Consider the following 13820-nt stretch of genomic DNA (forward strand, 5'->3'; position numbering starts at 1 on the left):
TTCTTTTCAATATTCACTGGGGGTGATAAAATGGGGAAGCTCTTTGGAACGTTTGGAGTGAGGGGGATAGCAAACGAAAAGATAACCCCAGAATTCGCCATGAAGATTGGGATGGCATTTGGGACAATGCTAAAAAGAGAGGGAAGGAAAAAGCCGGTAGTGGTTGTTGGTAGAGATACAAGAGTCAGTGGGGAAATGCTCAAAAATGCCTTGATAAGTGGCCTCCTCAGCGTTGGCTGTGATGTAATAGATGTTGGCATAGCTCCCACACCGGCAGTTCAATGGGCAACCAAATATTTCAACGCAGACGGTGGAGCTGTTATCACGGCCTCTCATAATCCTCCGGAGTACAACGGAATAAAGCTTTTGGAACCTAATGGGATGGGGCTGAAGAAAGAGAGGGAAGCAATTGTTGAGGAACTCTTCTTTAAAGAAGACTTCGATAGGGCTAAGTGGTATGAAATTGGAGAAGTTAGAAGAGAGGACATAATAAAGCCCTATATCGAGGCTATAAAGAGCAAAGTCGATGTTGAAGCGATAAAGAAAAGAAGACCCTTTGTGGTTGTTGACACGTCTAACGGTGCTGGAAGCTTGACTCTACCCTATCTGCTCAGAGAACTTGGATGTAAAGTTGTGAGCGTTAACGCTCACCCAGATGGACATTTCCCAGCAAGAAATCCTGAACCGAATGAAGAAAACTTGAGAGGATTTATGGAGATCGTTAAGGCGCTTGGAGCCGACTTTGGAGTGGCCCAGGACGGAGATGCAGATAGGGCAGTTTTCATTGATGAAAAGGGCAGGTTTATCCAAGGGGATAAAACATTTGCCTTGGTTGCAGATGCTGTTCTCAGAGAAAATGGAGGGGGTCTTCTGGTAACTACAGTTGCTACCTCTAACCTTCTTGACGACATAGCTAAAAGAAACAATGCGAAAGTTCTCAGAACTAAGGTTGGAGATCTAATCGTTGCAAGGGCTCTTCTTGAGCACAACGGGACCATAGGAGGTGAAGAAAACGGTGGAGTAATATTCCCAGACCATGTTCTTGGAAGGGATGGAGCAATGACCGTGGCAAAGATAGTTGAGATATTCGCAAAGAGCGGGAAGAAGTTCAGTGAGCTTATAGATGAGTTGCCTGAATATTATCAAATAAAGACCAAGAGGCATGTAGAGGGGGACAGGTACAAAATTGTCAACAAAGTTGCTGAAATGGCAAAAGAGAGAGGTTATACTGTAGATACTACTGATGGTGCAAAGATAATATTCGAAGATGGGTGGGTTCTGGTTAGGGCAAGTGGAACTGAGCCAATAATAAGAATATTCAGCGAAGCAAAGAGCGAGGAAAAGGCGGAAGAGTATCTAAACTTAGGATTAGAGCTTCTTGAAAAAGCCCTAGAGGCCTGAACTTTCACTTAATTTAATTATTTCCTCTGCCTCAATTATCCTTCCATACTTCCTAACGTGCTCTATCATCCGCTTGTAAGTTTCATGAGAAGACAATGTGGAAGAATCACCAACCATTATAAGCTTTCTCTTGGCCCTTGTTAGAGAAACATTTAACCTTCTCAAATCTTTCAGAAATCCTATCTCCCCCTTTTTATTTGATCTGACAAATGAGAGTATTATAACTTCCTTTTCCCTTCCTTGATACCCATCAACGGTTTTAACCTCAACTTCTTCTGGAACGCTCATACTAATCAGATCTCTCTGGTCATCATATGGTGTTATAACTCCGATCCATTCTGGCTTAACTCCAGCATTCAGTAACTTTTTCACGATTTTTGCAACTATCTTGGCCTCGAGTGGATTTTCCCTGCTCTCACTCCCTCTCCTCTGCCTTTCCCATTTATTTTCAAGTTTTGAAGTATCGATAAAAACCAGGACAGTTTTCGGGTCTAGTACTTCTTTCCAGTTTTCTTCTTCAATTTTGATGCCTAAATCTGCTAAGGTTATATTCTTTACACTTTCATGGGCTTTTATTTTCCCTCCATAGAACTCCTTACTTGGGAATTCCATTATTCTCTCATTCATTCTGTACTGAATAGTCAGCATTTCGCTCTTCCATGGGTATCTCTCTATCAACCCTTCGAATAGTGTCTTTGAAAGTTCCTGGGCTTCTAGACTTAGAATCGTTGGGGGTAATTGCTTGTGATCGCCGGCTAGGATGAACCTATCTACCTTGTTTAGAGGGATTAGTATGCTTGGAATTGTTGATTGAGTTGCCTCATCTACTATTGCAACATCGTACTTTGCGTAGTCAACAACTTCCAAGGCAGCTGACGAGTTTGTTGTCAGAACTACATCTGCTTCCCTAATTATGTCCCTGGCTATTCGCTCTTCAAGCTTTCTTGCCTCTTCAAAGGCTTTTTGCACCTGTTTATTAAGTTTGATCCATTCTGCCATTTCCTTTATTAATCTCGCAGAGAGGCCCCTAGCTCCCCTTCCTCTCTCTGCAAGTCTTATTATCTCCTCATCACTAAGCCCTCTCCTGAACCTGGGTGTTGGCTTTGTATACGTGTCCCTTTTCTCGGCTAAACTTTGTCCAACGACTCTGAGATCTCTCAGTTCTCCATAGAGTTCGTGTTGAGTTATTAAGTAGGCGAGTGTTGTTTCGTGTAGCTCTCTAGATACTCTACTTGGATGACCAACCCTTACTATCTTTACCCCTTCCCTTGCAAGTCTCTCAACTAGATTATCAACAGCTACATTGCTTTCGGCTGTTGCTAGAACTTTGTTCCCTCTTTTTATTTCCTGTCTTATTAGTTCCACTAACGCTCTCGTTTTCCCTGTTCCAAAGGGTCCATGGATCAGGAAAAAGTCCTCACTTCCAAGAGCTCTGGAGATTGCCTTCTTCTGAGCTGAATTTAAACTCTTGTCAAAAGGCTCAAATTTAATCTCTTCACCTTCTGAGGGTTCTTCAATCCCGAGATAGAACTTCAGGGCTCTTTTTCCAGCCCGTTTAATTGTTTCGAGGTTTTCAAGCCACCGCTTGAAAGTTATGTCGTTTGCGTATAAGTCTATCCTAACATTCCTCAGTGCCCATTCTGGAACTGTTTCTAGTGCAACTGTAATGAACCTCTTGCCTTTTTCGACGACCGTTCCTACTAGATCACTTTTTAGGGGATCTCTCTTGCTTATTACTACTAAATCTCCCACACTTATCTCCGTTTTTATCTCTTTATTCCTGCCGTACTTGACTAGAAAGTATCCGAGCTCTTCTCCAATGATCTTTCCATTGAGATTTAGTATTGCTCTCCCAACTCTTTCTCTCTCAATTCCGCTAAGCCTTCTCATCTCTAACCTCATTGCCTCGATTTCAGCTTCTCTCTCGATTTCAACAAGTTCCTTAAGCTTGTTTATAAAACCAATAAGGCTCATCTTCACCGGTGATACCCTAAAAATAATGAATTCAAAAAAGTTTGGATCATGTTTTCTTTTGAAAGGCTTACTCGAATAAATTGAGAAAAGTTAGATCATTAAGTCTTCACTACTTATGTATCCTTCCAGATATAATCCTCCGAGAAATGCTTGGCCAACATTTATCCCATTGTCTCCCCTGGGTACTTCATATGTAGTGTGGAATTTCAATCCACTTGCTTCCACAATTTTCCTTATGGTTTTCGTTATAAGCTCGTTATATGCAACCCCACCGCTTAGGGTTATTGCCTTTGCTCCAAATTCTCTTGCCTTTTCTACAGCAATCTCAGCAAACGTTCTTGCTAGCGAAAGGTGAATGGAATATGCGATATCTGCTGGGTTTGCTCTCTCAATAATATTTAGAACCTCTTCAAAAAGTTCTGTTACCTTTATTTCCTCCCCTTCCACCTGTAACCTTAACTTGAGATCGTTCTTTCCCCTGAATGCAAAGCTTTCTAGCTTCATGGCTGGTTCTCCCTCGTAGTGCCTCCTGTATGCGACATTAAGTAGAACGGCAAATGCATCTAAGACCCTCCCAGTGGAAGATGCATATGCAACATTTATCTCCCTGGCGAGCTGGTTGAATATAACATTGAACTCAACTTCCCCATACTTAAGTGAGCTTACTGCATTGGGGCAGTACTTCTTAATAGTGTTTCTCACGTCTTCTATATCCATTACCTTGCTTAATATTCCAATAAGAGCTCGGAGTGGGTAATAGCTTGCTAGGTCTCCTCCGGGTAGTGGATAATACTCTATATGTGCTAGTCTTTCAACATCTTCATAGCTCACGTAAATAACTTCCCCACCCCACGTTTTTCCATCGCCCCCATATCCAACTCCATCTAGGGCTATGCCCACAACTTCGTCTAGATTGTGCTCGGCCATGACCGAGGCCACATGAGCGTAGTGGTGTTGGACTTGCAGGAGCTCTGCATCGAGCTCTTTTGCAAGTTCCATTCCTAGTTTTGTTGTATTATACGTAGGATGAAGATCAGTTATCACTATATCAAAATCTCCAACCCTCAGTATCTTTTTGAAATGGGAAATTGCATCCTTCATAAACTCGAGAACCTCTACTTTTGATGTGTTTCCAATGTATTGGCTTGGGTACACTCTATTACCCTTCACTACGCCAAAAGCGTTCATTAACTCTGCTCCCATGGCTATTCCCTTATATTCAAAAGGTATCTCAATTGGAAGGGGAACGAACCCTCTGCTTCTCCTTATAACGGCTCTCTTCCCATCAACAAATCTCACGACACTATCATCGGCCCTATTTAGAATCCTCCTGTTGTGAAGGAGAAGATAGTCGGCAACGTCCTTCAGCTTTTCAAAAGCTTCTTCATTGTCCTTTATCATTGGCATACCTGGAAAGTTTGCAGAAGTCATCACGTAGACCGGTGTTTTGCTCCAGTGGAACAGAATATAGTGTGTTCCAGCATATGGAAGCATAACCCCTATTGTGTGGAGTCCAGGGGCGAGGTTCTCTGGGAGGGGGAAGGGTTCTTTTTTCCTTAAGGCTACTATTGGTCTCCTGTAGCTCGTTAACTCTTCTTCTTCCTCAGGAGCTATATATGCAAATGTCCTAATAGTTTCAAGGTCTTTGGCCATTATTGCAAAGGGTTTCTGTGGTCTGAACAATCTTTTTCTGAGCTCGGCAATAACATCTTCCCTTCTTGCATCACAGGCCAGATGTATTCCACCTATCCCCTTTATGGCTACTATGTATCCTCTGTCTATGAATTTCGCAGCTTTTCTGAGTGGATCCCCTATAATTTCCTCACCGGTGTTGGTGTATAGCCTGTAGCTGGGCCCACATGTTGGGCAGGCCACAGGTTCAGCGTGGTATCTTCTGTTTAGGGGATCTTCATATTCACTCCTACAGAAATCGCACATTGGAAATTCTCTCATTGCGGTGTTTTCCCTATCGTATGGAAGATCTTCAATAATGGTAAATCTTGGGCCACAGTTTGTACACACTATAAATGGATACATGAATCTCTTATCATTCGGATCGAAAAGTTCTCTCAGACAGTCTTCGCAGATTGCTATGTCTGGGGGTATTATAGAATCCCCTTCCCCTCTGCTCTCATTGGAGCTTTTCTCTATATAAAATCTGTCAAACCCCTGGGGTTCAATTTCTCTTCTCTCAACTCTTTCAATTTTGGCGAGTGGTGGCTTTTTGTTATAAAGATCAGATAGAAACGCTTTTATATCCTCCTCTTTTCCCTCAACAACTATTTCAACTCCAGCATCTCCAAGATTTCTTACGTATCCTCTCAGATTATGAGCGTGAGCTATTCTATACACAAAGGGTCTAAAACCTACGGCTTGGACTATTCCTTGGACATGAATTTTATAGGCTTTCATGCTCTCCCCCTTCATGTTTTATGAAATTGAAAGCTTTATACGTTTCTAAAACCAAAAGTTGGGAACGAGAGGGGAGTTTTGAACCTTTGGTTCAAAAGAGGGCACCGTATTTGTAGAATATCGAGCACGTTCCCTCATAGGATACCATACATGGTCCGATCGGATGTTTTGGAGTACATGTTTTACCAAAGTGCGGGCACTGTGGCGGAAGAGCTAGTCCTCTGAGAATAGCTCCGCACAGGCAACCTTTTTCGAGATCTGGCAACCTGGGAACTTCTGGGTCATAGTAGGTTCTTATCTCGAGATCTCTCCACTCTTTTCTAAGTTCAAGCCCACTTTCTGGGATAACTCCAAGAGCCCTCCATTTTGCATCTCTAATCTCAAAGAACTTTTCTACAATTTTTTGGGCTTTCAAATTGCCCTCCCACTTAACGACTCTGGTGTACTCGTTGATTATTTTAGCCTCTCCATTCTTGACCATTCTTATGAGGGCAAGAATCGCCAATAATATATCCACAGGTTCAAACCCAGCAACAACTTGGGGTATTCCGTACTTTTCAGTTATGTGAGCCCAACCCTTCACACCAATTATTGTTGAAACGTGGCCAGGATCTATTAACCCATGAAATCTCGTCCCTGCTCTTACTAGTGCCTCTACTGCCGGAGGAGTTAACCTATGAACAGAGTATATCTTGAAGTTTTCTAAACCCTCTTCAACAACAGTATTTAGCATTCCAGCCGTGGGGGCTGTTGTCGTTTCGAATCCAGGAGAGAAATGAACAACAAGCTTGTTTGGGTTGGCCTTAGCTATTTTATAAGAGTCGTATATTGAGTATACAATCCTTACATCAAACCCTTCGCTTTTTAAATCTGCAAAGCTTCCCATTGGAGTTGGTATCTTATACATATCTCCAAATGTCGTCAAAATAATTTCCTCACCCTCTTCTCTGGCTTCTCTCATTATTTCCATCATCTTGACGATATCTTCAACGGGAGTTATACACACAGGGCAACCAGGGCCACTCATTATCTTCACATTTTCTGGGAGTAGTGACCTTATTCCAGCTCTGGTTACGGTATCTTCATGTGTTCCACAAACGTGCATAAATCTTAGCTCATCAAGACCTTTTGCCTCTTCATGTATTTTCTTCACGATTCTCTGGGCAATGGTTTTATCCCTAAATTTCTCCAGCATTTACTCACCTCCAAGAGCAGAAAATACTTCCTCCCATGCTTCGAGGATTTCTCTTGCTCTTTCTTCATTGAGCTTTTCTATTGCAAACCCTGTGTGAACTATAACGTAATCCCCAACTTTAACGTCTGTGAGTAGATCCAGCCTAACTTCTCTCTTGATTCCCCCAAAGTCTACTATCCCAACGTTCCCTCGAATTTCAACAACTTTCCCTGGAACGGCTAGGCACATTCGTCTCACCTGGTTAGAAGTAAGGCGTTGTGTCTTAGAAAAGTTTCCGAAACCCTAGGTTTAAAACTACTCTAAGGAGATTACAAGGAACTTAATTTCAAGATCTTTGCACAGCAACATTTATATATGCCTCAGCAGGTCTTCAACCTCAACCGGAACATCTCTAGATTTTTTGAATGTTTTTCGCATCTATATTTTTAGATTCGAAGAATATTAGCAAGGAGCTTTCTTATTTCAACAAAAACTGTTATAAATGTCGAGTTTGAAAATATTTCGACATAAAATTTTGGGGTGATTGGAAATGGCTGAGGAGAAAAAGAGGAGAAGGGTTGTCATTCTTGGTGCTGCTGGAAGAGACTTCCACAACTTCAACGTCTTCTTCAGGGACAATCCTGAGTATGAAGTGGTTGCATTTACTGCAACTCAGATTCCAGACATTGAGGGGAGAGTCTATCCACCAGAGCTTGCAGGTGAGCTCTATCCAAATGGTATTCCAATACTGCCAGAAGACGATCTTGAAAAGATAATAAAGGAAAAGGACGTTGACATAGTAGTATTTGCATACTCTGATGTTTCTCACGAGCACGTTATGCACCTAGCAAGCAGGGCTCATTCAGCTGGTGCGGACTTCTGGTTACTCGGTCCAAAGTCCACCATGCTTAAGAGCAAAAAGCCGGTTGTCGCCGTAACCGCTGTTAGAACTGGTTGCGGAAAGAGCCAGACCTCTAGGAAAGTCGCCAAGCTTCTCCAAGAGATGGGCTTCAAGGTCGTTGCAGTCAGACACCCCATGCCCTATGGAGACCTAAGGAAGCAGGTTGTTCAGAGGTTTGCAACGTTTGAAGACCTTGACAAGTACGAGTGTACTATCGAGGAGAGGGAGGAATACGAGCCTTATCTTGAGAGAGGAATGGTCGTCTACGCTGGAGTTGACTATGAGAAGATCCTAAGAGAGGCAGAGAAGGAAGCTGACATTATCCTATGGGACGGAGGTAACAATGACTTCCCATTCTTTGAGCCAGACCTCTGGATTGTTGTTACAGACCCACACAGGCCCGGACACGAGCTTACCCACCACCCAGGTGAGACAAACTTCAGGAGTGCAGATGTGATAATCATAAACAAGATTGACTCTGCTCCACCGGAGAACATACAGAAGATCAGGGAGAACATAGAGAAGATAAATCCAAATGCAATCGTCATCGAGGCAGCGTCACCAATATTCGTTGACAAGCCTGAACTCATAAAGGGCAAGAGAGTTCTTGTTGTTGAAGATGGTCCAACCCTTACACACGGTGGAATGAGCTTTGGAGCAGGGTACATTGCAGCTAAGAAGTATGGAGCAAAGGAAATCGTAGATCCAAGACCATACGCAGTTGGTTCAATAATTGACACATACAAGAAGTATCCACACCTCAGCAACATCCTACCAGCAATGGGTTACGGCAAGAAGCAGATCAAGGAGCTTGAGGAGACTATCAATAGGGCCGATGCAGATGTTGTCATAATGGGAACTCCTGTTGACCTCAGAAGATTCATGAACCTTAACAAGCCTGCCGTCAGGGTTAAGTATGAGCTAGAAGAAATTGGAACTCCCAAGCTCAAGGATGTTCTGGAAGAGTGGGTTAAGAAGTGCGAGAAGCTAAAGAAGAAGGAGTGACCTCCTAAACCTTTATATTTTCTTTTCTCGGAATCTATTCCATGAAGCTGATCGTTATAGCTCCTTGTTTAATAACACCCTTTTACGTTTATAGAGGCCCAAAAGAGAAAGAGTATATGGCCTCACTTGAGATTAGAAAGATTCTTCTTAACCTCAACGATGACTGGCAGATTTTAGCATATCCATGTCCAGAGTTTATCCTCCTAAAATGGCCAAGGCCTCCTATGAGTAAGGAAGTCATGGAACACTTAGGAATGAAAAAAGTTGTTGAGGATGTTGCCGATTTTATAGGGAGAGTTATATCTGAGGAAAAGCCCGAGGCAGTAATTTTTGTAGGGGTTAAGGGTTCCCCTACCTGTGGCGTTTTTCATACTACGAGTAGCGATCCTAAGGAGTATCCATATCAAAAAGTTAGGGAGTTCTTTTATCTATCAAAATCAGAGAGGCTTAGTAACTATAAAGATGTCATCAAAGGAGGAAAACTAAAGGTGGTTAAAGGAAGAGGCCTCTTGTTTGATGAGATTTTTAAAAGATTTCAAGAGGTTAGTGAAACATATTGGGTTGAAATTGACAAGGATAATATTAAAGACGGGATAGATAAGTTTAGATCTTTAATCAACGCTCTCACAAATGAACCGAAAAACTAATTAAAGAGTTTCTCCCATATTTTTACAATCTGAGGCTAAATATAGGTAGTGTTAAAATTTTTGGTGAGGAGAGATGGTAATAGATGAGGCTTTAAAATCCGTATCTTCGATACCAGACCCTTACGTAAGAATAGTCACATATGGCAGAATCGGAGTATCTCTAGCAAAGGCAAAAGATCCGAGGTATGAACAGGCATTTAAGTTAGCCTTTGAGGAACTTGCGAAGATAGAAGACCCGTACCTTCTTTTAAAGAGCCTTTTAGTTATTGGATACTCCACAAGTTTAGCGGGCTTCAAATCTTCAAAGAAAGCCTTCCGGGAAGTAATAATTAACTCCGAGGTACTTCCTCCAAGGATGCGAGATGAAATTAGAGCAGAAGCAGTTAAATATCTTGTTCTCCTAAAGGATATTGATGAGGCCTTATTCTATGCATTGGACATAAAGAACAAAAAACTCAGAAACGAGAAAATTCTTGAAATACTAACAGCGGCCTTGGAAGATTTAAAGGGAGACAAGATAAACATAGTTTACAAGAAAAAGAAGATCGAACTAATACTGGAAGCGATAGAGGATGAGCCCTATAAGTCGGAAGCCATTGTAAAAACTATTAGACCTTTGCTCTCTGTGGGAGATTACAGGCTTGTTATGGAGTTAATTCAGGAGATAAAGAGTAAGCCCTGGATCAGACAGGCGTTAAATGAACTTTTGCTATATCTGAAGCAGGAAAACTCTGAAAATGTCAAAGTCCTGATAAACTTTTCATTGGAATTAGCAAATAAGCTGAAGGATGATATAAGGGAAGATCTAGCTTATATATTTGCAATCCACGGATTCATAGATAATTCGATAGTAATAATTAGAGAGTTGCAGAACCCGAAGTTTATCCTGGAAGAGATATTTGAGACGCTAATACTAAAAGATACCGAGAAACTTAGGAATTTCATAAATGCTCTTCCCGTGGAATTACTCTCTTATATAAAGGATCAAATTTTAGAACTCCTAAAAAGCGAAGACGAGAAAATAAAACCAATTGTGGATGCGCTCCTTCGGAAAGAAGGGATAACAGATGATGTAATAGTTGGAGCCATCAAGTACTACTTGACTATTAATAAACTCGAAGAGGCTATGAGGGCAGTTAATCTATTAAAAAGCCCGAAATCTAGGTCTATTGCTCTTGGCTTCCTCGCTCACTATTTAATAAAAATTGGGAATGTAAGTGACGCAATTGATATAGTTCTAAACATTAGAGATAGGAAACTTGCTTCGAGGCTTGCTTCTGAGATATTGGTTAAAGTTGTTGAGGGGGAGATAAATGAAAGTGCTAAGAAGAAGGATCCTCAAAGAGAACGTCCAGTTCTTAACGGAAGTTATTGATAAAATGGCAAAAAACGGGGTGATTAGAGAGGATGTCATTGAAGAAGTGTACTGGACACTAAAGAAACTTCTAAAAGATAGTTGTGAAGGGGAACTTATTGAAGCTTTCGAAGAGATAGTAATGATACGTTCGAAACTTGGAAAAGACGTTGAACCAGAGAGACATTTGGAAAAAGCTAAGGTTAGCTTGTCTAAATTCCTAGAAGGAGGGTGATTTAATGATGGAAACAATAAAAATTACGACGAATAAGGAAGTGGAAATTGTAGACATAACTTCCAAGGTTAGAGAAGCCGTTAGGAAGTCGGGGATTGAAAATGGTGTAGCGGTTGTATTCACCCGACATACAACTACCGCCATCATAATCAATGAAAATGAGAGCGGATTATTGAAGGATTTAGAAAAGACACTTGAAAACCTAATTCCAAAGGGTGCAGGCTATATGCATGATAGAATAGACAACAACGCTCATTCACATCTTAGGGGAATTCTTCTTGGGACGAGCGTTGTTATTCCTATAGAAAATGGGAGACTGGCTCTGGGAACTTGGCAGAGTATACTCTTTGTAGAGCTCGACGGGCCAAGAACCAGGGAGGTTTATGTAAAAGTGTGCAAATGTTAGAAGAAAAAGAAGATGTGAGAGCTCAGATGAACTCCTCAAGTCCAAGTTCTTTGAGCTTTTCTTCTGGAATTCTTCCATCTTCTGTCCAGCCTCTGAACTTGTAGTACCTTGGTAGCATTTCCTTGAGCCTAACCACGTGGCCCTTGTGAGGACCTTCAGGCATTGGCTCTTCGAGTAGCCTCTTTGGTAGTGTGTCCTCTTTAAGTGGATCTAGGCCTGCCTTAAGGTTAAACAACCTCTCTGCATTCCAGATCCTCTCTCCAATCTTGAGGTAGTCATCTGTAGAGAAGTCCCATCCGAGTGCTGCGTTTAGCATGTCTCTGTAGTCGTCAGCTCCAAGTCCAAACGTCGTAAATAGACATAGTCCGGCGGCATCAATTAGGGCCGTTAGGTCCTGGAACAGTATTACCATTTTGACTTTCTCGTCGCTTATGTCGTGTGGATCCATCTTGTACGGATAACCAAGGATCTCTGGACTTATCATGTACTGCTTGATGTGACAACCACCTCTGTTGTTAGTTGCATATCCAAGCCCGTGTCCCTCTGCACCTCTTGGGTCGTATGCCGGAAGCTCTTGCTTTTTAACTCCCATGAAGTATTCGAGCCCGTTGAACTTTTCAGCTAGCCTATATCCTCCTTCCGCCAGAATATCTCCGAATCCTTCTCTCTTAGCAATTTTCTCGATCCAGTAGTGTAGGACTTCCGTGTTTCCAAATCTGAAAGGTGGGACGTTATCCCCTCCTATGTCCTCTTGTTTTAGTAGGCCTCTCTCATAAAGTTCCATTGCAGTAGCTAGTGTTCCACCAAGGCTTATCGTATCCATTCCATACTCGTCTGCAAGGTGGTTTGCTTCTATGATAGATGCGAGGTCGTTAATTCCTAGATTTGCACCGAGTGCCCAAGTGCTCTCATACTCAGGTCCTTCAGTTTCTCCGAGGGTTGGAAGTTTGTTCACTCTTCCACATCCAATTGGACATGCAAAGCATGGTTTATTCCTTATTAGGTATTTTGCCGCCATAGCTTCACCGCTCTGTTCATAGGCATACTTAAACACTCCCGTTTGGAAGTTTCTTGTTGGATAGAGTCCATTTTCATTTATTATGTTAACCAAAACAGCGGTTCCGTACTTTGGAAGGCCTCCTCCGGCGACAGGATCATTTCTTAATTTTTCGATTTTCTCCCTAACTACTTCCATAAACTTACCTTTATCTGCAATCTCGACCCTCTTCCTTCCCCTAACTACGATTGCCTTAAGATTCTTGCTTCCCATTACTGCTCCAACTCCACCTCTTCCAGCGGCTCTGTGTCCATTGTTCATTACTGCTGCAAATCTTACCTTATTTTCACCTGCTGGCCCTATTGATGCTATTTGGACGTTTTTGTCGCCAACTTCTTCCTTTAGCTTTGCTTCAGTTTCGCTTACAACTTTACCCCACACATGGGAGGCATCTCTAATCTCAACATTTTCCTCGTTTATATAGAGATACACGGGATGATCTGCCTTTCCTTCGATGATTATTGCATCCCAACCGGCGAACTTTAATTCAGCCCCAAAGTATCCGCCGGAATTAGCCATAGCAATATAACCGGTTAGTGGGCTTTTAGTTATAACCATATATCTTCCACCGGTTGGAGCTGAGGTTCCTGTTAGTGGGCCTGTGGCAAAGATTAACTTATTTTCGGGGCTAAATGGATCAACCTTTGGATCCATCTCCTTTAGGAGGAAGTAAATTCCAAAACCTCTTGTACCAAGCCACTTCTTGGCGAACTTCTCGTCGAAGGTCTCTTCTTTAATTGTACCGTCAGAAAGGTTAACTCTCAAAATTTTGCCCCAGTATCCGTACATAGAGAACACCAAATCTATCTTTACATTTATCCATATAAAATTTTGCGAAAACAAAATGTACCCTCAAAATGAGATTATGTTAAACATTTTTAGTTAACTGTATTTTATGAAAGCCACTTCTCTAATGTCACCTATTGATCTTGATCCACTTGTCGAGGGTTTGAGGATTCTCCTTTCTTTCCTTTAATGTTAACACAAACAACCTTCTCCCATTTCTTGCTCGCTTTATTTTTAATTTTCCAACCTCCTCCAAGAAAAGAAGAACTTCTTTGGCCTCATTTTCTTTAAGGCCTAAGTTTTCTTTTACGGCATCCCAGTATGGTTCGTTTCCAGCAAGTTTTGTTAACTCTTTGAGGATCAATGTTGCCGCTCTTATTTTCTCTTCCCCACTCGTAACCTTGAACTTTTTATAAGCATCCCTTAACATGAATTCAGCTTTCTCCATAACTTTAATTAACCTTACTA

General features: G+C 41.8%; 12 protein-coding genes. 6 read left to right on the forward strand and 6 right to left on the reverse strand.

What is annotated here, in order from left to right:
* Positions 1 to 30 precede the first annotated feature (30 nt).
* Positions 31 to 1401 carry a phosphoglucosamine mutase gene (gene glmM / locus PY04_RS04475; protein WP_014733975.1) on the forward strand — a complete coding sequence of 457 codons (1371 nt, stop codon included), beginning with the start codon at positions 31 to 33 and terminating at the stop codon, positions 1399 to 1401.
* On the opposite strand, the gene PY04_RS04480 is transcribed toward glmM, so the two are convergent.
* The 4 genes from PY04_RS04480 to PY04_RS04495 form a co-directional block, all read right to left on the reverse strand.
* Positions 1390 to 3375: an IGHMBP2 family helicase gene (locus PY04_RS04480; protein ID WP_048055990.1), complete on the reverse strand. Its 1986-nt coding sequence runs from the start codon at positions 3373 to 3375 to the stop codon at positions 1390 to 1392. The two genes, glmM and PY04_RS04480, sit on opposite strands and share 12 nt — an antisense overlap.
* A gap of 90 nt (positions 3376 to 3465) precedes the next feature.
* A complete protein-coding gene (gene hypF / locus PY04_RS04485) occupies positions 3466 to 5787 on the reverse strand; it encodes a carbamoyltransferase HypF (RefSeq protein ID WP_014733977.1) in 2322 nt (773 codons plus the stop codon).
* Positions 5788 to 5878: 91 nt separating this feature from the next.
* On the reverse strand, positions 5879 to 6982 hold the full coding sequence (hypD, locus tag PY04_RS04490; RefSeq protein ID WP_014733978.1) for a hydrogenase formation protein HypD: 1104 nt from the start codon (positions 6980 to 6982) through the stop codon (positions 5879 to 5881).
* The gene (locus tag PY04_RS04495) at positions 6983 to 7210 is read right to left on the reverse strand and encodes a HypC/HybG/HupF family hydrogenase formation chaperone (protein WP_014733979.1); all 228 of its coding nucleotides are present in this window, start codon (positions 7208 to 7210) and stop codon (positions 6983 to 6985) included.
* A 301-nt stretch (positions 7211 to 7511) separates the two neighbouring features.
* Between PY04_RS04495 and PY04_RS04500 the strand changes: the two genes are divergently transcribed.
* From PY04_RS04500 to PY04_RS04520, 5 genes are all read left to right on the forward strand, one after another.
* On the forward strand, positions 7512 to 8867 hold the full coding sequence (locus PY04_RS04500; RefSeq protein ID WP_014733980.1) for a cyclic 2,3-diphosphoglycerate synthase: 1356 nt from the start codon (positions 7512 to 7514) through the stop codon (positions 8865 to 8867).
* 41 nt (positions 8868 to 8908) lie between these two features.
* On the forward strand, positions 8909 to 9514 hold the full coding sequence (locus PY04_RS04505) for a DUF523 domain-containing protein (RefSeq protein WP_014733981.1): 606 nt from the start codon (positions 8909 to 8911) through the stop codon (positions 9512 to 9514).
* Positions 9515 to 9587: 73 nt separating this feature from the next.
* Complete coding sequence (locus PY04_RS04510) at positions 9588 to 10889, forward strand: hypothetical protein (RefSeq protein WP_014733982.1); 1302 nt, start codon at positions 9588 to 9590, stop codon at positions 10887 to 10889.
* Positions 10828 to 11103, forward strand: a complete 276-nt coding sequence (locus PY04_RS04515; RefSeq protein WP_014733983.1) for a hypothetical protein — start codon at positions 10828 to 10830, stop codon at positions 11101 to 11103. Before PY04_RS04510 ends, PY04_RS04515 begins: the two co-directional genes overlap by 62 nt.
* A gap of 4 nt (positions 11104 to 11107) precedes the next feature.
* Positions 11108 to 11509 (forward strand): secondary thiamine-phosphate synthase enzyme YjbQ, encoded by a 402-nt coding sequence (locus tag PY04_RS04520; protein WP_014733984.1) that lies wholly within the window; start codon positions 11108 to 11110, stop codon positions 11507 to 11509.
* A gap of 22 nt (positions 11510 to 11531) precedes the next feature.
* Here PY04_RS04520 and aor read toward each other — a convergent pair whose 3' ends face one another.
* Together aor and PY04_RS04530 are read right to left on the reverse strand one after the other, a co-directional pair.
* Entirely contained in the window at positions 11532 to 13355 is a 1824-nt protein-coding gene (gene aor / locus PY04_RS04525) for an aldehyde ferredoxin oxidoreductase (RefSeq protein WP_048055991.1), read from the reverse strand.
* 127 nt (positions 13356 to 13482) lie between these two features.
* Complete coding sequence (locus tag PY04_RS04530) at positions 13483 to 13800, reverse strand: hypothetical protein (RefSeq protein WP_237710104.1); 318 nt, start codon at positions 13798 to 13800, stop codon at positions 13483 to 13485.
* Positions 13801 to 13820: the final 20 nt, after the last annotated feature.

The sequence above is a fragment of the Pyrococcus sp. ST04 genome (genome assembly GCF_000263735.1).
In the GTDB taxonomy this organism is placed as follows: domain Archaea; phylum Methanobacteriota_B; class Thermococci; order Thermococcales; family Thermococcaceae; genus Pyrococcus.

Bases quoted from the DNA above. Each gene is read 5' to 3' on its own strand.
- PY04_RS04520 (WP_014733984.1), top strand. From the start codon at position 11,108: ATGATGGAAACAATAAAAATTACGACGAATAAGGAAGTGGAAATTGTA.
- aor (WP_048055991.1), bottom strand. From the start codon at position 13,355: ATGTACGGATACTGGGGCAAAATTTTGAGAGTTAACCTTTCTGACGGT.
- glmM (WP_014733975.1), top strand. From the start codon at position 31: ATGGGGAAGCTCTTTGGAACGTTTGGAGTGAGGGGGATAGCAAACGAA.
- PY04_RS04500 (WP_014733980.1), top strand. From the start codon at position 7,512: ATGGCTGAGGAGAAAAAGAGGAGAAGGGTTGTCATTCTTGGTGCTGCT.
- hypF (WP_014733977.1), bottom strand. From the start codon at position 5,787: ATGAAAGCCTATAAAATTCATGTCCAAGGAATAGTCCAAGCCGTAGGT.
- PY04_RS04515 (WP_014733983.1), top strand. From the start codon at position 10,828: ATGAAAGTGCTAAGAAGAAGGATCCTCAAAGAGAACGTCCAGTTCTTA.
- PY04_RS04480 (WP_048055990.1), bottom strand. From the start codon at position 3,375: ATGAGCCTTATTGGTTTTATAAACAAGCTTAAGGAACTTGTTGAAATC.
- hypD (WP_014733978.1), bottom strand. From the start codon at position 6,982: ATGCTGGAGAAATTTAGGGATAAAACCATTGCCCAGAGAATCGTGAAG.
- PY04_RS04530 (WP_237710104.1), bottom strand. From the start codon at position 13,800: ATGGAGAAAGCTGAATTCATGTTAAGGGATGCTTATAAAAAGTTCAAG.
- PY04_RS04495 (WP_014733979.1), bottom strand. From the start codon at position 7,210: ATGTGCCTAGCCGTTCCAGGGAAAGTTGTTGAAATTCGAGGGAACGTT.
- PY04_RS04510 (WP_014733982.1), top strand. From the start codon at position 9,588: ATGGTAATAGATGAGGCTTTAAAATCCGTATCTTCGATACCAGACCCT.
- PY04_RS04505 (WP_014733981.1), top strand. From the start codon at position 8,909: ATGAAGCTGATCGTTATAGCTCCTTGTTTAATAACACCCTTTTACGTT.